The organism is Austwickia sp. (assembly GCA_016699675.1).
In the GTDB taxonomy this organism is placed as follows: domain Bacteria; phylum Actinomycetota; class Actinomycetes; order Actinomycetales; family Dermatophilaceae; genus Austwickia.
On record CP064985.1, the window covers coordinates 3,457,551 to 3,478,303 of the forward strand.

A 20,753-nucleotide genomic window follows, 5' to 3' on the forward strand; every position below is an offset into this window, starting at 1 on the left:
GGGTCAGTCACGGGTGAACACCGCCAGCTGGGTGGGTGCGCCGAGGGCCGGGTCGGTGTCGCCGACGCCGGCGTGCGTCGCGCGATAGCCGTACGACGTGGCCACCACCGCGCTCCACCGCTCGAAGGCCGCCCTGTCCCACTCGAAGCGATGGTCCCGGTGCCGCAGGCCGGCGAGATTCGGGTAGCGGGCGTTGTACTCGCGGTTGGGGGTGGTCACGACCACCGCGCGGGGCCGGGCCGCGCCAAACACCACGCGCTCCAGCGCCCCGAGCCGAGCCTCGTCGACATGCTCGATGACCTCCATGAGGACCGCCGCGTCGTACCCCGCGAAGCGGGCATCCTCGTACGTGAGCGCACCCTGGAAGAGCTCGATCCGGGACCGCTGGCGGTCGCTGAGCTCGTCCAGGCGCAAACCGCCGCGCTGCTTTCTTCAGTGAGCGCGTCGAGACGTCGCAGCCCGCCAGGCGCGTGAACTGGGCCTCGCTGAGCACCGGGCCAGGAGGTGCCCCGGACCGCAACCCAGGTCGATGACGGAGGTGGCGCCCAGCTGACGCAGCACGTCGCGGACGGCGTCCTGTCGGTGTGCGTTCAGCGGCCTGGACGCGACCGGCGCGTCGGACCCTTTCGTGGTGCCCTCCGACTGTGGGTCCTCCGGCTCGGTGACCTCGTCCTCGGGGAGGGCGTCGTCGAGCTCGGTCAGGCGGTCGAGAGCGAGCCGGGCGAGGCCACCGTGGCGACCCAGGTACCGGCGGGCGATGAGGTCGCGATCCGGGTGGTCGGCGAGCCAGCCCGCCCCGGAGCGCATCAGCTTGTCGACCTCGTCGGCGCCTTGCCAGTAGTGCTTGGACTCATCGAGCGCCGGGAGCAGCACGTAGAGCTGGTTCAGCGCATCGGCGAGCCGCAGCGTGCCCGTGAGCGCGAGATCCACGTATCGGGAATCACCCCACTGCGGGAACTGCGGGTCCAGCGGGATCGGCGTCGCGGTGACGTCCCAGCCGAGCGGGGCGAACAGACGCCGGGCCAGGTCCGGCCCGCCGCGACAGGGCAGGACCGGGATCTCGATGCGCAGCGGCAGCGGCTGCGCGGGCAGGTCGGGCCGCGCGGCGCAGCGTCCGCCCCGGGCGGTGCTGAAGACGTCGCCGAGGGCCAAGGCGAGCAGGGACGACGCGGCGTACGGGCGGTCGTTGACGTACTGCGCCAAGCTGGAGTCCGGGGCATTGCGCGGGCGGGACCGGGCCAGCCGCACCGGGTCGACGTCGAGCAGCAGCGCCGCCGTACAGCGCTCCTCGTCAGCCTCCGGGTAGAAGATCACGGCCGCGCCGAACGACTGCCGGAACTCCTGGACCCGCCCCGGGTGCTTGTGCAACAGAAAGCCCAGGTCTGTGGCGGGGCGGTGGGTGGTGGAAACGATCAGCAACACGCCGAACAGTGTGCGTCAGGCAACGGCCCGTCGGCGTCGGTATTTCGGGTCGGTTCGCCGTGTCGACCTCTGACAAGACCAGAACGGGGCTCGGTTCCCGGAGGAACCAAGCCCCTTTCGGGCATATGGGGCGATGCTCAGGCCGGCTGGCCCTCGTCGCCGAGGCGACCGTCGGCCATCTCGCGGGCCTTGTCGATGTGCTCGTCGTGACCCTCAAGGCGACCCTTGGCGGCCTCCGAGGCCTTGTCCAGGCCCTGGTCGGTTGTGCCCTCGTTCTTGCTGAGCTGGCCGAGCTTTTCCTTGGCGCTGTCGAAGATGCCCATGTCGTTCTCCCTGCTCGGTGGTCACGCCCCGGCGGGTGCGCGGGGCGTGGCTCCGACGCGACCTCGGGCCGGTCGGTGAGGCCGCCCTCAGGGGGGGGTGGTGCCTCCCTTCGACCATCGCCGCAAGGCCCGCAATGTTGCATGCCCAATCCCGGTTTTTCTCGGCACCTGAGATCCACTCGGTCGACAAGCCGGTGAACGTGCTGCTCAACAGGGTTGCGCCCGAAATGCCGCGAATCACCTGATCGCCCGATCCGCGGCGCTCGCGCGGCGCCCGCGCGGTGTTCGGTGGCGAACCGGGCGCCGTCCTGCTGCCGTGGGGTCCGCCGCCGCGCCCGACGTACGGTAGAGGTCGTTCCCGGCCCTCTCGGCCGCTCGGCAGCGGTCCACAACGGGTCCGGGAGCAGGCCCCAGAAGCAGCCCCCGAAGCAGCCCGGAGCATTCCCGGAAGGAGCCCCATGCCCGCGCGTGTCGTGGCGGTCGTCGGCCCGACCGCGACCGGCAAGTCGGACCTGGCGCTCGCGCTCGCCGAGCGGCTGGGCGGCGAGGTCGTCAACGCCGACGCGAGTCAGCTCTATCGCGGGATGGACATCGGCACCGCCAAGCTCGCGCCGGGCCAGCGGCGGGGCATCGCCCACCACCAGCTGGACGTTCTTGACATCACGCAGGACGCTTCGGTGGCCGCATATCAGCGCGAGGCCCGCGCTGATATCGATGCGGTCCTGGCGCGGGGGCGCAGCCCGATCGTTTGCGGCGGCTCCGGGCTCTACGTCCGGGCCGCGCTCGACGTGCTGCAGATCCCCCCGACGGAGCCCGCCGTGCGGGCCGCCTGGGAGGCCCGGCTCGCCGAGCGGGGGGTGGCCGAGTTGTACGCCGAGCTGGGGCGCCGTGACTCGGTCGCGGCCGCCGCCATCGACCCTCGGAACGGGCGCCGCATCGTGCGGGCCCTGGAGGTCATCGAGCTGACCGGGGCGCCGTTCTCGGCGACGATGCCGCGCCGGGAGTACGTGCTTCCGACCGTCCAGCTCGGCCTCCGCCTGGACCGGGCCGAACTGGACGGGCGCATCGAGGCCCGCGCCGCCCGGATGTGGCGCGACGGGCTCCTCGACGAGGTGCGTGGCTTGGCGGCGCGCGGTCTGGCGGACACCCGGACGGCCTCGCGCGCGGTGGGGTACGCCCAGGCGCTCGCCCAGCTCCGGGGAGACGTCACCGAGGCCGAGGCCATCGCGGACACCGCCCGCGCCACCCGGCGGCTCGCGCGGCGCCAGGAGTCGTGGTTCGGTGCCGACCCGCGGGTGCGCTGGCTGGACGCCGAGGCAGCCGGGGCCACCGGGGCCGCCGGGGCCGACCTGCTCGCGGCGGCCCTGGACCGCCTCGCGTAGCCTCGGCAGCGTGACCGACCCGCATCCGCAGAGCCCATTCACGCCGCGTGACGGCGACGCCGCCGAGGCATCTGACGCACTGGACGTACCCGCGGCCCCCGACGTACCCGCTGCCCCCGATTCACCCGACGCGTCCGACGCGATCCGCCGGATCGCGATGGAGCTGACGGCCCATTCCCAGTCGGGACTGGCCTTTTGCGGCAACGACTTCGACGCCCAGCGGCTGCACCGCATCGGGGCGCTGGCCGGCGAGCTGATGGGACTGGTGGCCGCCGGGCCGCTCCCGCCGTACGAACCGCGGGTCGCCGCCACGGCCGGGTACGCGACACCCAAGGTGGACGTGCGCGGCGCGGTGTTCGACGAGGCCGGCCGGGTCCTGCTCGTCCAGGAGCTGCACGACGATGGCCGGTGGACCCTGCCCGGCGGCTGGTGCGACGTCCTCGACACCCCGACGGGCGCGATCGAACGGGAGGTCTTCGAGGAGGCCGGGCTGCGGGTGCGCGCCCGGCACCTCGCCGCGGTCTGCGACCGGGAGGCCTGGGGACACGAGCCGCCGTTCGACGTCCACGTGTTCAAGCTGTTCTTCGTGTGCGACGCCCTCGAGCCGCTGTCTGACGCCTACACGAGCATCGAGACCGGCGGCGTCGGGTGGTTCGCCGTGGACGACCTGCCGGAGCTGTCGCGGTCGCGGATCGTCCCGGAGCAGATCCGCCTGCTGCACCGGCACTGGCGCGACCCCGGCCCCGCGCACGTCGACTGACCTGCGACACTAGCTCCGTGACCGCCCAGCCAGCCGCCTCGTCTCCCGCGCTGCCGTTCACCAAGGGCCACGGCACCGAGAACGACTTCGTGCTCGTCCCCGACCTGGACGGCCTGCGTGGGCTCGACGACGCCCTGGTTCGGCGGCTCGCCGACCGCCGGTCCGGCCTCGGCGCGGACGGCGTGATCCGGGTGGTGCGGGCGGCCGCGGCCGACGAGGCCGACGTGCGGGCCCAGGCCGGCGAGGCCGAGTGGTTCATGGACTACCGCAACGCCGACGGCTCGCTCGCCGAGATGTGCGGCAACGGGACGCGGGTGCTCGCCGCGTACGTGCGCCGCGAGCGCCTGGTCGAGGGTGTGGAGTTCGCGCTCGCCACGCGCGCGGGCGTGAAGCGGGTGCGGGTCGAGGGGGCCAGCCCGGGTGGGTCGTACGTCGAGGGGGAGCGGTACGCCGTGAACCTGGGCCGCTGGCGTGTCGTCGACCCGGGTGCGCTCGCGGCGGCGGGGCACGACGCGCTGGTCGCGGTGCGCGGGCTCGACCCGCTGCCGGCGCTGTCCATGGATCTCGGCAACCCGCACACGGTCGTCGCCCTGCCCGAGGACGCGGACCTGATGGCGCTGGACCTCACCACCGCGCCCCTGGTCAATCCCCAGCCGCCGGCGGGTACGAACGTGGAGCTGGCGCAGCCGCTCGGGCCCGGACACCTGCAGATGCGGGTCCACGAGCGCGGCGTAGGGGAGACCCGGTCGTGCGGGACGGGCGCCTGCGCGACGGCGCTGGCGTTCATGCTCTGGAGCGGCGCGCCGGCGGACAACGAGAGCTGGCGGGTCGACCTGCCCGGTGGCACGGTGCAGGTCACGGCGCTCCCGGGCGGCGAGGTGGAGCTGCTCGGCCCGGCCCGCCTGGTCGCGGACGGCCAGTACCACCTCACCTAGAGGTGTATCCCGGCCGAGTCGGGTCAAGGGCCCGGCGCGGGTTCGGCAGGGTCGGGTTAGGCCGGGTCGGGTAGAGGGGCCGGGGCCGGGCGGTGGACCCGCAGCACGCGGAAACCCTTGGCGGAGGCGTACTTCTCGACGGCGTACCCCGCCCCCAACGTCCCCGCCAGCCAGGGCAGTAGCGAGTCGGCGCCGAGGTTGCGCTGCACGACGAGGTACGCCGTGCCGTCGGGTGCTAACCGTGGCAACCACTGCAGCAGCAGCTCATGCAGGGCGGCCTTCCCGATCCGGATCGGCGGGTTGGACCAGATCGCGTCGAACGCCACGTCCGCCGGCACGTCGTCCGGCAGCACGGCACGCACTCCCGCGAGCCCGTGCGCCCGCGCGTTCGCCTCCGTCAGGGCCAGCGCGCGCTCGTTGACGTCGACCGCCCACACCGTGGCGGCCGGCGCGAGCAACGCCATCGTCAACGCGACCGGGCCCCAGCCGCAGCCGAGATCCAACAGGTTCCCCCGCGCGGGGGGCTCGGGTGCCTCCTGCAGCAGCACCGACGTCCCGAGATCGAGCCGGTCCTGGGAGAACACCCCGTTGGCCGTCCACACCGGCAGCTCGCGTCCGGCCAGCCGCACGGAGAGCTGACGACGCTCCTCCGCCGAGCTCGGCTGGGCGCTGAAGTAGTGTGCCGCCGAACCCTCCGCCTGCCGAGCCGCTGGAGCGTCCCCGACCGCGTGCAGGGCCGGCCGGGACGAGGACTCGGTCATCGCCGGCACCCGCCGTACGGTCGAGTCGCCCCCGCCTGCCACCCCGCCCGGACCATGCGACACATCATAAATCGCCGCACGTCGCGACCCGGGCAGCCGCACGCGAGGACACTACGGCGTGGCCAGCACTGCAGCTTCCAGCGCCCCAGCGTCCGGCGCCGCCGCCAGCGCGCACTCGGCCCCGCGGGCGAACGCCGCCCGGTTGGCCGCCATCAGGTGCCCCTTGCGCTCGCCGAGCTTGTGCTCCAGCGCGGCCAGCACCGCGTCCGCGCTGACGCAGCCCGTCGCCGCCACGAACGCGCCCAGGATCACCATGTTCGTCATCTTGAGGTCGCCGAGCTCGTTGGCGATGTCGTTGCCGGGCACGTACAGGGCCTGGACGTCGTCGCGCCCCACCCGGTCCGCGATCAGCGAGGAGTTCACGAGGATCTGGCCCCCGGCGGCGACGCGCGGTGCGAACTTCGCCAGCGACGGCCGGTTCATGATGATCGCGCTGGTCGCGTCGTCGTCGATGATCGGCGAAGGAATGTCGTGGTCGGAGACGATCACCTGGCAGTTCGCGGTGCCGCCGCGCATCTCCGGACCGTACGACGGCAGCCAGCTGACGCACCGCCCGTCGTCCATCCCCGCCTGGGCGAGGAGCTGCCCCATCAGCATGATCCCCTGGCCGCCGAACCCGGCCAGGATGCACTTCTCGGTACGCCGTGCGCCGCCAGCAAGCACTCCACCAGCCACGGCTCAGCCCTCCCGCTTGCCCGGATCGCGCAGGTTCCCGAGCGGGTAGTAGGGAATCATGTTCTCCTCCAGCCAACCCAGCGCGGCGGTCGGCTCCAGCCCCCAGTTGGTCGGACAGGTGGAGAGCACCTCGACGATGCCGAAGCCCTCGCCCGCCAGCTGGACCTCGAACGCCCGCCGGATCGCCTTCTTGGCCTTGCGCACGTAGACGGGGTTGTGCACCGAGACCCGCTCGACGAACACCGCGCCCGGCACCTGCGCGAGCATCTCCGACATCTTCAGCGGGTAGCCGGTCAGCGCGGCGTCCCGCCCCGTCGGCGAGGTGGTCGTACGCTGCCCGACCAGGGTCGTCGGAGCCATCTGCCCGCCGGTCATCCCGTAGATCGCGTTGTTGACGAAGATCGTCGTGATCTTCTCGCCGCGGTGCGCGGCGTGCACGATCTCGCCGGTGCCGATCGAGGCGAGGTCGCCGTCGCCCTGGTACGTGAAGACGACCCGGTCCGGCAGCACCCGCTTGATCCCCGTCGCCACGGCCGGGGCACGCCCGTGGGCGGCCTCGTGCATGTCGCAGTTGAAGTAGTCGTACGCGAGCACCGAGCAGCCCACCGGCGCCACGCCGACGGTGCGGCCCAGGACGTCGAGTTCGACGAGCGTCTCGGCGACCAGCCGGTGCACGATCCCGTGCGTGCAGCCCGGGCAGTAGTGCGTCTGAGCGCTGGTCAGCCCCGGCGTACGGTCGAAGACCACGGTCATCGCGCGCCTCCTTCGGGCTGGGATCCGGCGAGAATCTGGCGAACCTTATCGGCGACGAGCTTCGGGCTGGGGATCATGCCCCCGGTGCGCCCGACGAAGTGGATGGGCAGCCGCCCCTCGTTGGCGATGCGGACGTCGTCGATCATCTGGCCCATGCTCATCTCCACCACGAGGAGGTGCTCGACGCTGTCCGGCAGCGACGTGAACTCGTCCATGGGGTACGGGAAGAGCGTGATCGGCCGCAGCAGCCCGGCGCTGATGCCCTCGGCCTCCAGCAGCTCGATGGCGCTCTTGCAGATCCGGGCCGTCGTCCCGTAGGCGACGATCGCGACCTTGGCGCCCCGGTCCGGCTCCAGGTGATAGCGCTCCGCCAAGACCTCCCGCTCGCGCATCTCCTCGTACTTGCGGAACAGCCCGTGGATGTGTTCCTCCAACTCCTCGGGCTTGAGATAGAGCGAGTTGATGATGTTCGGCGGGCGCTTGCCCTCGGTGCCGGTCGCGGCCCAGTCCTTGGGCGGCAGCTCCATGGTCGGCTGGTGCTCGTGCAGCTCGACCGGTTCCATCATCTGGCCGAGCATGCCGTCGGCGATGATCATCACCGGGTTGCGGTAGTAGTCGGCCTTGTCGAAGGCGACCTGCACCAGGTCGGCCATCTCCTGCAGGCTGGCCGGGGCGTAGACCAACAGCTTGTAGTCCCCGTCGCCGCCGCCGCGGGTGGCCTGGTTGTAGTCCGACTGGGCGGGCTGGATGCCGCCGAGTCCGGGCCCGCCGCGGACGATGTTGACGATGACGCAGGGCAGCTCGGCCCCGGCGATGTAGGAGATGCCCTCCTGCTTCAGAGCGATCCCCGGCGAGGACGAACTGGTCATGACGCGCGCGCCGCTGCCCGACGCGCCGTACACCATGTTGATCGCCGCGACCTCGGACTCCGCCTGCACGAAGACGCCGCCGGCGTCGGGCAGGTGCGCGGCCATGTATTCGGGCAGCTCGGTCTGGGGGGTGATGGGGTAGCCGAAGAAGTATCGGCAGCCGGCGTTGATCGCCGCCGCGCCGATGACCTCGTTGCCCTTCATCAGCGTCTTAGGCATGGGTCGCCTCCGCCCGCGCCACCTTTTCCTTGGCCACGACGATGCCCTCGTCCGGGCACATGACCGCGCAGTTGGCGCAGCCGTTGCACTTCTCCGGGTCGGTCACCGTCACCGGGTGGTAGCCCTTGGCGTTGATCGCGCCCTCGTCGAGGGCCAAGATGTGCACCCCGCAGGCGGACACGCACAGGCCGCAGCCCTTGCACACGTCGTGATCGAACGTCACCGTTCCCTTGGTCGCCATTCGCCTCGCCTTCTCACATCCAGGTCTCGCGCAGGTACATCCCGATCTCCAGCCGCTCGCCGTCCAGGTGCTCCGAGACCTGCACCAGGGCGGCCGGGATCGCGCTGACGTAGGCGATAGGCAGGCCCGTCTGCGCGCTCACGGCCTTGGTCAGCCGGTAGCCGGCGAGCACGTCCGCCGCCGTCGTGTCCCGCAGCAGGTGGGTGTTGCTGATCAACCCGGTGCAACCCAGCCCCGACCAGGCCTCGATAGTGCGCAGCTGGCGCAGCACGCCCGCGACGTCTGCGGTCTCCGGGCGGTAGGCGTTGACGACCAGGAGCATCTCGTAGCCGCGGCGCCGCAGGTCGGCCGCGAACTCGACGAGCACCTTGGCCCCGACCCCGTTGCCGCCCACGTCGAGGATCGCGTCGCAGCTCGGGTCGGCGATGGGGCCGCGGATCGCGGCGGAGACGGCCGGGAGGTCGAGGGTGAGGTTGTGCCCGAGGGAGGAGCTGTGTACGGCGACGCCGGTCGCCGCCATCGCGTCGGCGCGCTCGCGGGACCGGAAGTAGGGGTTGACGATGTCGAGATCGCCCAAAGCCACGCGGCGGCCCTCGGCGGCGAGTCGCATGGCCAGCGACACCGCGACCTCAGTCTTCCCGCTGCCGTAGTGGCCGGCAATGATCCGGACGGTCCCGGTCGTTGCGGAGGGCTGCGGGGGACGCGCGCGGGTGGGATCGGTGGCAGCGGCGGTTCGGTACGTCGCCGCAGCGGCCCGCTTCGGGCGGTCCTCCGGGAGGAGGAGCGGTACGTCGGGCGGTCTGCTGGTCGGGATGGCCGTCATTGGCCTGCCTTTCGATCCACGCCTTGTGAGCGCGTCGTTCGATGCCTTGTGGGCGTGTTTCCAGGGTAGGCCGGGGCCATCACTCCCGCACCGGTTCTGAGGATGTCGTCCATCACGACGAAAACTCCTGGGGCGGCCCGGCGCGTCCCGGGGAAAGGATTGGCCGGGCACCCGACGTACCTGCGACCCTGAGGGGACCATGACGCGACCTTCCGATACCCCCGAACTCTCCGAGCGACCCGACCTCCCCGACATCCTCGCCACGCGCGCCGACGCACTGGCCGAGGAGGACGCGTACGCCGACGCCGCCGGCCCCACGACCGACTATGACGGGGACCAGCTCGACCGCGAGGAACGGGCCGCGATGCGTCGCGTCGCCGGCCTCTCGACGGAGCTGGAGGACGTCACCGAGGTCGAGTACCGGGCGCTGCGCCTCGAACGCGTCGTGCTCGCCGCGGTCTGGTGCGAGGGCACCGCCGCGGACGCCGAGAACTCGCTGCGCGAGCTGGCGGCGCTCGCCGAGACGGCCGGCTCCCAGGTGCTTGCTGCCGTGATGCAGCGGCGGGGCCGGCCGGACGCGGCGACGTATCTCGGTTCCGGCAAGGCCGAGGAGCTGCGCGACATCGTCATCGCCGAGGGCGCCGACACGGTCGTGTGCGACGCGGAGCTGAGCCCGAGCCAGCGGCGCGCGCTGGAGGACGCCGTCAAGGTCAAGGTGATCGACCGGACCGCGCTGATCCTCGACATCTTCGCCCAGCACGCCAAGTCCGCCGAAGGCAAGGCGCAGGTCGAGCTGGCGCAGCTGAGCTACCTGCTGCCGCGCCTGCGGGGCTGGGGCGAGTCGATGTCCCGGCAGGCGGGTGGCCGGGTCGCGGGCGGTGCGGGGATCGGTTCCCGGGGCCCGGGCGAGACGAAGATCGAGCTGGACCGGCGCCGGATCAACTCGCGGATGGCGAAGTTGCGCCGCGAGATCCGCGAGATGAAGACAACCCGCGACACCAAGCGCAGCGGGCGCCGCGCCAACCAGGTGCCCGCAGTGGTGCTGGCCGGGTACACGAACGCCGGGAAGTCCTCGCTGCTCAACCGGCTCACCGGCGCCGGCGTACTGGTCGAGAACTCGCTGTTCGCGACGCTGGACCCGACCGTACGGCGCGCCGAGACCCCCGACGGGCGGCCCTACACGCTCTCCGACACCGTCGGCTTCGTGCGCAGCCTGCCGCATCAGCTGGTGGAGGCGTTCCGGTCCACGCTGGAGGAGGTCGCCGACGCCGACGTGCTGCTGCACGTCGTGGACGGAAGCCACCCCGACCCCGAGGGCCAGATCGCGGCGGTCCGCGAGGTGCTCGCCGAGGTCATCGCCGAGGGCGCGGACAAGGTGGACCTGCGTTCGGCCGGCTCGGGGGACGATGATGGCGAGGCCGGCGCGGCCGCCGCCGTGCGTAGGGACGCCTGGTCGGCCGATCCGCGGGACCGCGCCGCCGCCCGGCGTGGCGAGCCGATCCGGACCGGGCCCCGGGAGATCATCGTCATCAACAAGGCCGACGCCGCCGACCCCGAAGTGCTGGCCCGGCTGGTTCGTCGCGAACGGGACGCGCTGGTGGTCTCGGCTCGGACCGGTGCCGGCCTGACTGAGTTGGTCGAGCGGATCGCGGCCGAGATTCCGCGGCCGGACATCGAGATGCGGCTGCTCATCCCGTACGACCGCGGCGACCTGGTGCATCGCTTGCACACGGAGGCGGACGTGCTGGCCGAGGAGCACGTGGCCGAGGGCACCCGCCTGCACGTGCGGGTGGCGCCGCCGATCGTGGACCAGCTGACTCCGTACGCCGAATAGCCCGCCACGGTCCCCGGGAGCACCGAGCGGAGCCCGACACGAGAGAGGCGACAGCGCACCGATGACCTCGACCACCCACGACGTACCCGTGGCCCGCGTCGTCCCGCCGGATGGCGGCGTGTATGACGTTGCCGGCGAGGCGCCTTCGCCGCCGATCCCGGTCGAGGTGACCGTGGTCGAGACCGACCGCGGCGACATCTGGGAACTGGCGCCCGACCCGATGGACGGCGCGTCGCGGGTGCTGCTGCGCGAGGTCGCCGCGTGGGCCGCGGAGTGGGCGCCGGACGGGCGCGCGCGGCTGGTGGTGGACGTCCCCAACGCCGTGGCCGCGGCGAGCGGGTTCCTCGACCCGGGCGCCGCCCGGATGCTGCCCGTCGTCGCCGCCACCCAGCCGGGCGAGCGGCTCGCGGAGGAGATGCTGACGGTGTGGCTCGCGGTCGTCGCCGCGGGCGGGGCGGTGGGTTTCCGACGCGAGGCGACGGCGGCCCAGATCCGGCCCGTGCTGGAACGGCAGCTCGACGCGACGGCGCAGGGCCGGGCCGTGCTGGTCACCACGCGCGACGCGGACGCCGCGCTGCTCGGGTTCGGTTGGTGGGATGTGGCCGCGAATCCGCTGTTCGCGCACGTGGCGCACCTATCGCGGTTCCAGGTCCGACCGGAGTCCCAGGGCGGCAACATCGGCCGGGTTCAGATGGCCGGGATGCACCGAATCGCGCGGGGGTTGCCGGGGGTCGAGCTGTGCGAGCTGGCGTATCGCAGCGGCACCGGGGTGTCGCGGTTCTATGACCGATGCGGGTACGTCGAGGTGGGGCGGCGGCCCGGGACCGTCCGGGTCGCGCCGGGCGATGACCGCGATTCGGTGCTGATGTTGCGGCGGGTCGACGGGGGAGAGCTGCGCTACGACGGCGGCAGCTGATCTGACCGATCATCCGCGTGGCGTGCCCTGGTAGATCTTGTTCTACCCGCGGCGTACCGTGGGTCTATGCGCACTGTCGGAGTCAAGGAGCTCACCCAGAACGCGAGCCGGGTTCTGGGTGACGTCGAGGCCTACGGGGAAGCCCTGATCACCGTGGCCGGACGTCCCGTTGCCGTGCTGTCACCGGCGATCGACCGGCAACGCTGGGTGTCAACAGCCGAGCTGCTCGCGGCGGGTGCTGCCCAGGAGCAGACCGAATGGCTCGACGAGCTGTTGACCGACCGTCGAGACGGCGACATGACCGATCCCTTCCCGAGGTGACCGCGCGCATCCGCGCGGTCCTCGACACCAGCGCCATCGTCCTGCTGGAGTCGTTGGCCGGGCTGCCCGAGGCCTGGATGTGGTCGCTGTCCTCGTTGAGCTACGCCGAGCTGGCGTGGGGGGTGGAGCGGGCCGACGGCGACAAGCGGGCGCGGCGCCAGCGACTGGTCGCCGTGGCGCGCGCGACCCTCGGTGGCGGGCTCCCGTTCGATGACGCGTGTGCGGGCCACTTCGGCTACCTCTGTCACCTCACCGAGCGGGCGGGGCGTCGACCGCGTGGCCGCGGCACCGACCTGCAGATTGCGGCGGTGGCGATGCGGCACGGCGCCGTACTCGTCACAGCCAATCCCGCTGACGTCGTCCATCTCGCGCCCGAGCTACCCGTTCTCGAGATCGGTCGGGACGGACGCGCCGGGCGACTGCATGCGGCGCACGGTTGACCGGCGAGCGGTTGCCCGGTCTGGCTGCTCGGATAGGCGCGCGGACCACGGGACTGGGCCGCCGTACGATCTGTCCATGGGCGGCAAAATGGTCCCGAAGATCGTCCTCGCGGCTCTTCGAGCTGCAGCGGTATTACTCGTGGATCGTGGACCGGTTCCACATCTCGACGCAGGCCTACCAGCTGATGACGCACGGCCGCCGGTACGACTTCGGCTGGCTGGAGGACCGGCTGGCCGCGCTGAACTTCCGGCTGGTGTTCCTCACCCGTAGTCCAGAGTCGTTCGCGGCCGCGCTGGAGCGGCGGCTGCTGGTCTCGGGCAAGCCGAGCCAGTACGACGACCTCAACATGTTCGTCCGGGAACAGGAGGTGCTGGCGGACCTGGTCGCGGCGTCGCGGCTCACGACGCTGACCGTGGACGTGTCGGAGTCGGACGTGCCGGCGACGACGGAGCGGATCGTCGACTGGATGGAGGCGACGGGGGGCCTCTGGTTGGCGTGAGGCGTTTCCGGCGACGATCAATACCTCTCGTGTGTCGCCGTTTCGGTCGTCGACGACTGGTATTGATCGTCGCGCGGTACGCCGGTCAGTGGCGACGCGATGGTGTGCCGGCTACGCATGCGGCGCCAGGAACTCCCCGCCCGGGAGGTTGCGGGCCACGCCGAAGGCGAGGCCGACGAGGCACACCACCCAGACGGCCCAACGCGGGACGATCGGCCGCCACCGGCCCGGGGCGGTCTCGCCCCGCCACGCCCGGCGGATCCACACGATCCAGAACCAGACGGCGAGCAGGATCAGCGGGATGGCGATGGCGTTCCAGGCGATGGAGGCCGCGACGTCGAGCCGGGTCAGCGCGTGGACGGCGCGTAGGCCGCCGCAGAGGGGGCAGTACAGGCCGGTGAGGGCCAGCGAGGGACACACGGGGTAGCGGCCGGGCACGCCGGGGTCGACCGCCGCGACGAGGGCGGTGGCCGCCAGCGCCAGCCCCGCGGCGGCGAGAGGCGGTCGCAGGAGGGGCGAAGCCTGGATGCCGCGGCGACGGGGGTCAGGGCGAGGAGCGACCAGCTGGCTCACCTCCTGGGTTTGTCCCCACCGCCGCTACGGTCCGGACAGTCTACGAGCGGGGCCCGTAGTCTGTCCGGGTGCCCGACCTCGACCGCCTCGCCATGTTGCGTGCCGCCGTGGCAGGCATCGGGGGGAGCGAGCGCCCCGGGCAGGTGGCCATGGTGGAAGCCGTCGATCGCGCCGTCGCCGAGGACCGGCACCTGCTCGTCCAGGCCGGAACGGGCACAGGCAAGTCGCTGGCCTACCTCGTCCCCGCCGTCGCGCACGCCGTCCAGACCGGCCGGCCCGCGATCGTCGCCACCGCCACGCTCGCCCTGCAGGCCCAGATCGTCGACCGCGACATGCCCCGGCTGGCCGACGCGGTGCGCTCGATCGTGGGGCGGCGCCCGACGTACGCCCTGGTGAAGGGGCGCCGCAACTACGTCTGCGTCCATAAGACCGCGGGCGGGTTCCCCGACGACGACGAGGGCTCCCTGCTCTCGGTGGGGGCCGTCGACGCCGACGCCTCCCGGCTCGGTCGCGAGGTGGTTCGGCTGCGCGAGTGGGCGGAGGAGACCGACTCCGGCGACCGCGACGAGCTGGTCCCCGGCGTGACCGAGCGGGCCTGGCGGCAGGTCTCGGTCAGCGCCCGGGAGTGTCTTGGCCAGGCCTGCCCCATGCGCGACGAATGCTTCGTGGAGCGCGCCCGCGCCTCGGCCCACGACGTGGATGTCGTCGTCACGAACCACTCCTTCCTCGCGATCGACGCCTTCGAGAACCGCAGCATGCTTCCCGAGCACGATCTCCTCGTGGTCGACGAGGCCCACGAGCTCGTCGACCGGGTCACGGCCACGATCACGGATGAGCTGACCCCCGCCGCCATCCAGTCCGCCGCCCGCAAGGCCGGCAAGCTCGCCGACACCGGTGAGCTGGACCAGACCGGCGACGTCCTCGCCGCGGCCCTGGACCCCCTCGCGGAGGGCCGCCTGCGCGGCCTCCCCGAGCTGCTGGTCCTCTCCCTGGCGCAGGTGCTCGACTCGGCCCGCGACGTCGCCAGCCAGCTCAAGCCGCAGGGTGGCCAGCGGGCCGAGCCCGACGGCGCCCGCGCGGTGGCCCGGGCGGCCGTGGACGAGATCTTCACCGTGGCCGAGCGGCTGCTGGAGGACCGCGAACTCGACGTCGCCTGGATCACCGACGAGCCCCGCCGCGGCAAGGTCCTGCGCGTCGCCCCGATGAGCGTGGCGATGGCGATGCGGGACGCCCTGTTCGGCGACCGGACCGTCATCATGACCTCGGCGACGCTCGAACTCGGCGGCAGCTTCGATGCGGTGGCCGGCACGCTCGGGCTGCGCGGCGAGGGCGCGCCGGAGTGGGACGGCCTCGACGTGGGCAGCCCGTTCGACTACCCCCGGCAGGCCATCGCGTACGTCGCCCGCCACCTGCCGGCCCCCGGTCGAGACGGCACCGCCCCGCAGGCCCTCGACGAGATGGAGGCGCTGGTCCGAGCCGCCGGCGGCCGCACGCTGGGCCTGTTCTCCTCGATGCGCGCGGCCCGGGCGGCGACAGAGGAGCTGCGCGAACGCCTCGGCGAGGACTACCCCATCCTCTGCCAGGGCGAAGACCAAACCCCCACCCTCGTGCGGCAGTTCGCCGCCGACGCCCGCACCTGCCTGTTCGGCACCCTGTCGCTCTGGCAAGGCGTCGACGTCCCGGGGCCGGCCTGCCAGCTCGTCATCATCGACCGCATCCCGTTCCCGCGGCCCGACGATCCGTTGGCCAGCGCGCGCAGCGAGGAGATCGGCCGCCGCGGCGGGAACGGCTTCATGGCCGTCTCCGCGACCCACGCGGCGCTTCGCCTCGCGCAGGGCTCGGGACGGCTGGTCCGGCGTGCGGACGACCGGGGGGTCGTCGCGTTCCTCGACTCACGAATGATGACCGCGCGGTACGCCGGGTTCCTGCAGCGCTCGCTGCCCGACTTCTGGCCGACGACCGACCGGGCGCTGGTCCTGGCCGCGCTGGCCCGCCTGGACGCGGACGCCGCGCCGGTCCTCGGCATCGACGCCCCGGCCGCCCGATCCGCCGCCATCGAGGGGGAGGGCGCCGACGCCGAGGCGGCCAGCCCCGGCCTCGCCTCGCCCAACGGCTCCGAGAACGCCCAGCCGCCGGCCGCCGGGGAGAGCGAGCACCCCACGCCGCGCGTGGCGGACGCCGTACCCACCGGCGCTCCCGTCGCCGACGCGACCCGCACCGCCGTCGTCGACGGCGCCGCGTGGACGGCCGAGGACGACGACGAGCTGCGGGACGGAGCGGCGCTCGGGCTCGACCCGGACGAGCTGGCCGAGCACCTGGACCGGCCCGCGCCGGACGTTTTGCGCAGACTTGCCGCCTTGGGGCTGGACCAGCAGGTACGTTGACCGCGCGGTGACCCGACGTTTCCGCACTGACCTCACCCGACCTGGAGCCCGCATGAGCAGCACCCCCACGAGCGACCACGGCCATCGGCCCGGCCACGCCCGCCGCACCCTTCTCGGCACCGGCGTGGGCAACATGCTCGAGTGGTACGACTGGAACGTCTACGCCACCTTCGCCGTGTACATGAGCAAGCAGCTCTTCGACGCCAGCAACGAGACCTCGGCGCTGCTGCAGACCCTGGCGGTCTTCGCGGTCGGCTTCGTCGCCCGGCCGTTCGGTGGCGCTTTCTTCGGCTGGCTCGCCGACCGGATCGGCCGCAAGCACTCGCTCATGGTGGCGGTCATCTGCGCCTCGATCGGGTCGCTGATCATCGCGGTCTGCCCGACGTACGCCCAAGCCGGCGCCTGGGCCTCGCTGTTGCTGCTGGTGGCGCGGCTGATCCAGGGGCTGGCGCACGGCGGGGAGCTGCCGAGCGCGCAGACCTACCTGTCCGAGCAGGCCCCCCGCAAGGAACGCGGGTTCTGGTCCAGCGCCATCTACGTCACCGGCACCCTGGGTCTGCTGCTCGGCCTGGCCCTCGGCAAGGGCCTGGAAGCCAACCTCAACTCGGCGGCGATGGCCAGCTACGGCTGGCGGATTCCGTTCTTCCTGGGCGCGGTGCTCGGCGTGTTCGCGCTGTGGATCCGCAACCGGATGGAGGAGTCCGAGGTCTTCGAGGACGCCCAGGAGCACACCGACGTGGCGCGCGAGAACGTCTTCGTCAGCGCCGCGCGGCACTGGCGGACCGGATTGCAGGTCATCGGCATGACGATGGGCCTGACGATCACGTACTACGTGTGGTCGGTCGCCATGCAGCCGTACGCCGTGAAGACGCTGAAGTTCTCCCAGGGCGACGGCTTCACGGCCTCGATCATCGGCAACATCGTGTTCGTGCTGTGCCTGCCGGTGTGGGGCAAGATCTCGGACCGGATCGGCCGCAAGCCGCTGATGCTGGTGGCGATGCTGGGCTCCGCGATCATGTACATCCCGATGCTCAACCTGATCCAGAACCAGATGTGGCAGCTGGCCCTGGCGATCTCGGTGATGTGCATCCTGCTGGGCGCCTACCTGGCGATCGCGCCGGCCGTCTACGCCGAGCTGTTCCCGACGAACGTGCGCGCCACCGCGTTCGGGATCCCGTATGCGATCACGATCGCGGCCTTCGGCGGTACGGCGAGCTACGTGCAGACGTGGATGAGCGATGCGTTCCCCGGCAACAAGTACGCGTTCGCGATCTACGCGATCATCGCCTGCTGCATCTCCGCGCTGACGGTCTTCACCCTGCCCGAGACCAAGGCCAAGGACCTGCACGAGGTCGACCAGCCCCTCGGCGCCGGTACGGCCGCCCCCCGCTGATCAGCGCGTGAACTACTGACAGGGGCGTTATGCGTTCCCCGGAGCGCATAACGCCCCAGTCAGTGCGCCCGGCCGGCCACCCACGCGCCGCCGCCGTGGGCGAGCGACGTCGGTACGCCGTGGCAGGCTGGCCCCGTGACGATCGAGCCGCCGACCAGCCGAGGGGTGCCGCCGTTCGTGCTGATCGTCGGACCGGAGGAGCTGCTGGCCCAGCGCGCCCTCGCGGCGACGGTGGAGGCCCTGCGGGCCACCGACCCTGGGCTGGACGTGGTGCGGCTCAGCGCCACGACGTACGAATCCGGCGCGCTCGGGGTGCACGCGAGCCCGTCGCTGTTCGGCGGGAGCACGGCGATCGTCCTGACGGAGGCCGACGAGGCGGCCGAGGACTGCACGAAGGACGTGCTCGACTACGTGGCCGCCCCGGCCGAGCACGTGACGCTGATCGTCGCCCACCGCGGCGGCGTCCGCGGCAAGAAGCTCCTCGACGCGCTCAAGACCGCGAAGGCGCGCGTCCTCGAGGCCCCCGCGGTGAAGTCCGAGCGGGACAAGACCGACTTCGTCGTCAACGAGTTCCGGGTCGGGCGCCGCAAGGTCACCCCCGAAGCGGTGCGCGCGCTGGTGGAGGCCGTCGGCAAGGATCTGGCCGAGCTCGCCGCGGCCTGCGCCCAGCTGATCCGCGACACCCAGGGCCTGGTGGACGAATCCGTGGTCGAGACCTACCACGGCGGAAAGATCGAGGCCACCGGCTTCCGGGTCGCCGATGCGGCGATCGCCGGGAATGCCGGGGAGGCGCTGGCGCTGCTGCGGCACGCCCTCGCCGCGGGCGTCGACCCGGTGCCGATCGTGGCGGTCTTCGCCAGCCAGCTGCGTCAGCTGGTCAAGGTGGCCGGCGCCCCCCGCGGCTCGTCGGCCTCGCTCGCCAAGGTGTTGGAGCTGGCCCCGTGGCAGATCGACCGGGCCCGCCGGGCGCTGGCCGGCTGGGAACTCGACGGGCTCGGCGAGGCGATCCAGGCCGTCGCCGCCGCGGACTTCGCGGTCAAGGGCGGCGACCGGGACCCCGAGTACGCCGTGGAGCGCTGCATCCTGGCCTTCTGCCGGGCGCGGGCCCGGGCCCGGCGCTGACGCGCGTCACGCCAGGTGCCGACCCGCATCCCACCAGGTGCTGACCCGCATCTCGCCGGGCGCTGCCGGCGTCGGAGGCGGGCGCCGCGTTTTGGGCCGGACCGGTTGGCGCTGGTAGCGTGGATTCTCGCGTGCGCGCCCAGGTCGTGCGCTTGTCACGCATCCCACCAGCTCGTCCTTGACCGCTCGCCGACCACACGCGGGCGGAGGTGAGGCCGGGCCTGCCCGCAGCCGCGGGCAGCCGATCGACCAGGAGAGAAGTACGTGGCCAATATCAAGTCCCAGAAGAAGCGCATCCTGACCAACGCCAAGCGCACCGAGCGCAACAAGGCGTACAAGTCGGAGCTGCGCACCTGGATCCGCAAGTTCCGCGAGGCCGCCGCCAGCGGCGACAAGGACAAGGCGACCGAGGCGCTGCGCCTGGCGAGCCGCAAGCTCGACAAGGCCGTGAGCAAGGGCGTCATCCACAAGAACCAGGCCGCCAACAAGAAGTCGGCGATGGCCAAGACGCACGCCAACCTCGGCTGATCCTCGCGCGGCGCACGCCGCAGGGTGCGCCCGCTGGTACGCCGTACCGCCTGCGCCCCGAGACGCAAGAAGCCGCCCGCCCCGATGAGGGGCGGGCGGCCTTTTCCTATCCCGCGGCGGGGGAGGGGACGTCGAACGTCACTGCGCGGGCTGGTCCGTCGCGATCGACTGGACGGTGTCGGCGTGGCTGACCGAGATCTTGCGCGGCTTGGCCTCCTCGGCCACCGGGATCGTCAGCTCCAGGACGCCGTCGGTGTAGCGGGCCTCGATGCGGTCGAGGGCGACGCCGTACCCGAGCGTGAGCTGCCGCGCGAACGTGCCGCTGGGCCGCTCGTGGGACAGCCAGGTCACCTCGCCGGTCGGGGCGTCCCGGCGCTCGGCGCGGATCGTGAGGGTGCGCTCCTCGACGTCCACGTCGATCGTGCTCGGGTCGACGCCGGGCAGGTCGATGCGGGCGGTGAAGGAGTCGCCGGTGCGGTACAGGTCCATCGGCATGCCGAGGGATGCGGGCGTGCGGGTGGCCGCCGTGAAGAGACGGTCCAGCTCGCGGAAGGGGTCGTAGTTCATAGCCATGCTGTCCTCCGAGGCGGTGGTCTCCGGTCGTGCCGGTGTGGGCGATATGCGCGGTCGCGAATTAGCACTCGCGACTCACGAGTGCCAACCAGGCGCGCGCCGCCCGTATTCCGGTCCCGCGGCGCAGTAGAGTCCAGCCCATCATGGGCAGCACCGCCATCCTCGTCGGCCTGTTGGTCGCCGTCCTCGCCGCGACGTGTTGGTACGCGGGCGACAAGGGCGCCTCGTACGTCGCCCGCCCCACCAAGATCGGCGCCATCCTCGCGCTGATCGTGCTGGCCCTCCTGCTCGGCGCCCGGGACAGCGCCGGCGGCATCCCGCTGCTCGTCGGGCTCGTCCTGTCCATGCTGGGCGACATCGCGCTGACCCGGGACGACACCACCTCGTTCGCCGTCGGTCTGCTGGCCTTCCTGGCCGGCCACCTGGCCTACATCTGGGCGTTCGCGCCCCAGTGGTTCCACCTGTGGGGGGTGCTGGTCGTCGCCCTGGTGTTGGCGCCGTTCGCGGCGCTATCGTTCCCGCGCGCCCGGCGTGGGGCGGTCCGCGGCGAGGGGCCGCGGCTGGGCCACGCGATGACGGCGTACGTCGTGGTTCTGCTCGGCATGGCCCTCGCCGCCGGCGCGACGGGCCGCCCCCTGCTGCTGCTGGGGGGCGTGCTGTTCGCGATCTCCGATCTGGTGCTCGCGCTGGACCGGTTCGACGCGCCCCGGGCCCGCTCGCACGTCGTCGTCATGTCGACGTACCACCTGGCGCAGGCGGCGATCGTCCTCGGCGTGCTGCTCTGAGCGCCGCGGCCAGTCCCGGCGCGACGACGCGAAACCCGTTCCGGACCAGCGGCTACCCTGCGCTAGCCTGGACTCGTGCGTGACGAACTGCTCCTTCGCTAGCCGCGCCCGAGGACACCGGGACCGACGCGGCCGACCCCCATGCGCTGGGGGTCTTCTCA

Annotated in this window: 22 protein-coding genes and 1 pseudogene; 13 read left to right on the forward strand and 10 right to left on the reverse strand. The window is 72.3% G+C overall.

The genetic code is table 11. The annotated features are described in order from the left end of the window. Positions 1 to 3: 3 nt before the first annotated feature. Together IPK37_15785 and IPK37_15790 are read right to left on the reverse strand one after the other, a co-directional pair. Positions 4 to 1,422, reverse strand: a pseudogene (locus IPK37_15785) (3' terminal RNA ribose 2'-O-methyltransferase Hen1). Between the two features lie 137 nt (positions 1,423 to 1,559). After that, a complete protein-coding gene (locus tag IPK37_15790) occupies positions 1,560 to 1,745 on the reverse strand; it encodes an antitoxin (protein ID QQS00318.1) in 186 nt (61 codons plus the stop codon). A gap of 458 nt (positions 1,746 to 2,203) precedes the next feature. Here IPK37_15790 and miaA point away from each other — a divergent pair, with 458 nt between their 5' ends. From miaA to IPK37_15805, 3 genes are all read left to right on the forward strand, one after another. Further along, the gene (miaA, locus tag IPK37_15795) at positions 2,204 to 3,127 is read left to right on the forward strand and encodes a tRNA (adenosine(37)-N6)-dimethylallyltransferase MiaA (GenBank protein ID QQS00319.1); all 924 of its coding nucleotides are present in this window, start codon (positions 2,204 to 2,206) and stop codon (positions 3,125 to 3,127) included. Between the two features lie 157 nt (positions 3,128 to 3,284). Next, complete coding sequence (locus IPK37_15800; GenBank protein ID QQS02937.1) at positions 3,285 to 3,887, forward strand: NUDIX hydrolase N-terminal domain-containing protein; 603 nt, start codon at positions 3,285 to 3,287, stop codon at positions 3,885 to 3,887. A gap of 17 nt (positions 3,888 to 3,904) precedes the next feature. Beyond that, positions 3,905 to 4,822 (forward strand): diaminopimelate epimerase, encoded by a 918-nt coding sequence (locus IPK37_15805; GenBank protein QQS00320.1) that lies wholly within the window; start codon positions 3,905 to 3,907, stop codon positions 4,820 to 4,822. 56 nt (positions 4,823 to 4,878) lie between these two features. On the opposite strand, the gene IPK37_15810 is transcribed toward IPK37_15805, so the two are convergent. From IPK37_15810 to IPK37_15835, 6 genes are all read right to left on the reverse strand, one after another. After that, a complete protein-coding gene (locus tag IPK37_15810) occupies positions 4,879 to 5,583 on the reverse strand; it encodes a methyltransferase (protein QQS00321.1) in 705 nt (234 codons plus the stop codon). A 111-nt stretch (positions 5,584 to 5,694) separates the two neighbouring features. After that, the gene (locus IPK37_15815; protein QQS02938.1) at positions 5,695 to 6,240 is read right to left on the reverse strand and encodes a 2-oxoacid:acceptor oxidoreductase family protein; all 546 of its coding nucleotides are present in this window, start codon (positions 6,238 to 6,240) and stop codon (positions 5,695 to 5,697) included. An 81-nt stretch (positions 6,241 to 6,321) separates the two neighbouring features. Next, on the reverse strand, positions 6,322 to 7,071 hold the full coding sequence (locus IPK37_15820) for a 2-oxoglutarate oxidoreductase (GenBank protein QQS00322.1): 750 nt from the start codon (positions 7,069 to 7,071) through the stop codon (positions 6,322 to 6,324). Further along, positions 7,068 to 8,159 (reverse strand): 3-methyl-2-oxobutanoate dehydrogenase subunit VorB, encoded by a 1,092-nt coding sequence (locus IPK37_15825; protein ID QQS00323.1) that lies wholly within the window; start codon positions 8,157 to 8,159, stop codon positions 7,068 to 7,070. The genes IPK37_15820 and IPK37_15825 overlap by 4 nt, the downstream gene beginning before the upstream one ends. Next, positions 8,152 to 8,400: a 4Fe-4S binding protein gene (locus tag IPK37_15830; protein QQS00324.1), complete on the reverse strand. Its 249-nt coding sequence runs from the start codon at positions 8,398 to 8,400 to the stop codon at positions 8,152 to 8,154. The genes IPK37_15825 and IPK37_15830 overlap by 8 nt, the downstream gene beginning before the upstream one ends. A 13-nt stretch (positions 8,401 to 8,413) precedes the next feature. Beyond that, positions 8,414 to 9,223 carry an ATP-binding protein gene (locus IPK37_15835; protein ID QQS00325.1) on the reverse strand — a complete coding sequence of 270 codons (810 nt, stop codon included), beginning with the start codon at positions 9,221 to 9,223 and terminating at the stop codon, positions 8,414 to 8,416. A 199-nt stretch (positions 9,224 to 9,422) separates the two neighbouring features. Here IPK37_15835 and hflX point away from each other — a divergent pair, with 199 nt between their 5' ends. The 5 genes from hflX to IPK37_15860 all read left to right on the forward strand — a co-directional run bounded on the left by hflX (position 9,423) and on the right by IPK37_15860 (position 13,234). Further along, positions 9,423 to 11,057: a GTPase HflX gene (gene hflX, locus IPK37_15840; GenBank protein QQS00326.1), complete on the forward strand. Its 1,635-nt coding sequence runs from the start codon at positions 9,423 to 9,425 to the stop codon at positions 11,055 to 11,057. 61 nt (positions 11,058 to 11,118) lie between these two features. After that, on the forward strand, positions 11,119 to 11,973 hold the full coding sequence (locus IPK37_15845; GenBank protein ID QQS00327.1) for a hypothetical protein: 855 nt from the start codon (positions 11,119 to 11,121) through the stop codon (positions 11,971 to 11,973). A 66-nt stretch (positions 11,974 to 12,039) separates the two neighbouring features. Next, entirely contained in the window at positions 12,040 to 12,294 is a 255-nt protein-coding gene (locus IPK37_15850; protein ID QQS00328.1) for a type II toxin-antitoxin system prevent-host-death family antitoxin, read from the forward strand. After that, positions 12,291 to 12,734: a VapC toxin family PIN domain ribonuclease gene (locus IPK37_15855; protein ID QQS00329.1), complete on the forward strand. Its 444-nt coding sequence runs from the start codon at positions 12,291 to 12,293 to the stop codon at positions 12,732 to 12,734. The genes IPK37_15850 and IPK37_15855 overlap by 4 nt, the downstream gene beginning before the upstream one ends. 146 nt (positions 12,735 to 12,880) lie before the next feature. After that, entirely contained in the window at positions 12,881 to 13,234 is a 354-nt protein-coding gene (locus tag IPK37_15860) for a hypothetical protein (GenBank protein QQS00330.1), read from the forward strand. 111 nt (positions 13,235 to 13,345) lie between these two features. Here the strand turns inward: IPK37_15860 and IPK37_15865 are convergent, their stop codons facing one another. Next, a complete protein-coding gene (locus IPK37_15865) occupies positions 13,346 to 13,762 on the reverse strand; it encodes a DUF2752 domain-containing protein (protein QQS02939.1) in 417 nt (138 codons plus the stop codon). 194 nt (positions 13,763 to 13,956) lie between these two features. Here IPK37_15865 and IPK37_15870 point away from each other — a divergent pair, with 194 nt between their 5' ends. The 4 genes from IPK37_15870 to rpsT all read left to right on the forward strand — a co-directional run bounded on the left by IPK37_15870 (position 13,957) and on the right by rpsT (position 19,234). After that, positions 13,957 to 16,191 carry an ATP-dependent DNA helicase gene (locus IPK37_15870; GenBank protein ID QQS02940.1) on the forward strand — a complete coding sequence of 745 codons (2,235 nt, stop codon included), beginning with the start codon at positions 13,957 to 13,959 and terminating at the stop codon, positions 16,189 to 16,191. A gap of 52 nt (positions 16,192 to 16,243) precedes the next feature. Further along, complete coding sequence (locus IPK37_15875) at positions 16,244 to 17,584, forward strand: MFS transporter (protein QQS00331.1); 1,341 nt, start codon at positions 16,244 to 16,246, stop codon at positions 17,582 to 17,584. Positions 17,585 to 17,761: 177 nt separating this feature from the next. After that, a complete protein-coding gene (gene holA / locus IPK37_15880) occupies positions 17,762 to 18,706 on the forward strand; it encodes a DNA polymerase III subunit delta (protein ID QQS02941.1) in 945 nt (314 codons plus the stop codon). 264 nt (positions 18,707 to 18,970) lie between these two features. Next, complete coding sequence (rpsT, locus tag IPK37_15885) at positions 18,971 to 19,234, forward strand: 30S ribosomal protein S20 (GenBank protein ID QQS00332.1); 264 nt, start codon at positions 18,971 to 18,973, stop codon at positions 19,232 to 19,234. 138 nt (positions 19,235 to 19,372) lie between these two features. Here the strand turns inward: rpsT and IPK37_15890 are convergent, their stop codons facing one another. Then, positions 19,373 to 19,807: an Hsp20/alpha crystallin family protein gene (locus IPK37_15890; protein ID QQS00333.1), complete on the reverse strand. Its 435-nt coding sequence runs from the start codon at positions 19,805 to 19,807 to the stop codon at positions 19,373 to 19,375. Between the two features lie 143 nt (positions 19,808 to 19,950). Between IPK37_15890 and IPK37_15895 the strand changes: the two genes are divergently transcribed. Then, positions 19,951 to 20,592 carry a lysoplasmalogenase gene (locus IPK37_15895; GenBank protein ID QQS00334.1) on the forward strand — a complete coding sequence of 214 codons (642 nt, stop codon included), beginning with the start codon at positions 19,951 to 19,953 and terminating at the stop codon, positions 20,590 to 20,592. The last annotated feature ends 161 nt before the right edge of the window (positions 20,593 to 20,753 follow it).

Bases quoted from the DNA above. Each gene is read 5' to 3' on its own strand.
- IPK37_15790 (QQS00318.1), bottom strand. From the start codon at position 1,745: ATGGGCATCTTCGACAGCGCCAAGGAAAAGCTCGGCCAGCTCAGCAAG.
- miaA (QQS00319.1), top strand. From the start codon at position 2,204: ATGCCCGCGCGTGTCGTGGCGGTCGTCGGCCCGACCGCGACCGGCAAG.
- IPK37_15800 (QQS02937.1), top strand. From the start codon at position 3,285: ATGGAGCTGACGGCCCATTCCCAGTCGGGACTGGCCTTTTGCGGCAAC.
- IPK37_15810 (QQS00321.1), bottom strand. From the start codon at position 5,583: ATGACCGAGTCCTCGTCCCGGCCGGCCCTGCACGCGGTCGGGGACGCT.
- IPK37_15815 (QQS02938.1), bottom strand. From the start codon at position 6,240: ATGCTGATGGGGCAGCTCCTCGCCCAGGCGGGGATGGACGACGGGCGG.
- IPK37_15820 (QQS00322.1), bottom strand. From the start codon at position 7,071: ATGACCGTGGTCTTCGACCGTACGCCGGGGCTGACCAGCGCTCAGACG.
- IPK37_15825 (QQS00323.1), bottom strand. From the start codon at position 8,159: ATGCCTAAGACGCTGATGAAGGGCAACGAGGTCATCGGCGCGGCGGCG.
- IPK37_15830 (QQS00324.1), bottom strand. From the start codon at position 8,400: ATGGCGACCAAGGGAACGGTGACGTTCGATCACGACGTGTGCAAGGGC.
- IPK37_15835 (QQS00325.1), bottom strand. From the start codon at position 9,223: ATGACGGCCATCCCGACCAGCAGACCGCCCGACGTACCGCTCCTCCTC.
- hflX (QQS00326.1), top strand. From the start codon at position 9,423: ATGACGCGACCTTCCGATACCCCCGAACTCTCCGAGCGACCCGACCTC.
- IPK37_15845 (QQS00327.1), top strand. From the start codon at position 11,119: ATGACCTCGACCACCCACGACGTACCCGTGGCCCGCGTCGTCCCGCCG.
- IPK37_15850 (QQS00328.1), top strand. From the start codon at position 12,040: ATGCGCACTGTCGGAGTCAAGGAGCTCACCCAGAACGCGAGCCGGGTT.
- IPK37_15870 (QQS02940.1), top strand. From the start codon at position 13,957: ATGGTGGAAGCCGTCGATCGCGCCGTCGCCGAGGACCGGCACCTGCTC.
- IPK37_15875 (QQS00331.1), top strand. From the start codon at position 16,244: ATGAGCAGCACCCCCACGAGCGACCACGGCCATCGGCCCGGCCACGCC.
- IPK37_15890 (QQS00333.1), bottom strand. From the start codon at position 19,807: ATGGCTATGAACTACGACCCCTTCCGCGAGCTGGACCGTCTCTTCACG.
- IPK37_15895 (QQS00334.1), top strand. From the start codon at position 19,951: ATGGGCAGCACCGCCATCCTCGTCGGCCTGTTGGTCGCCGTCCTCGCC.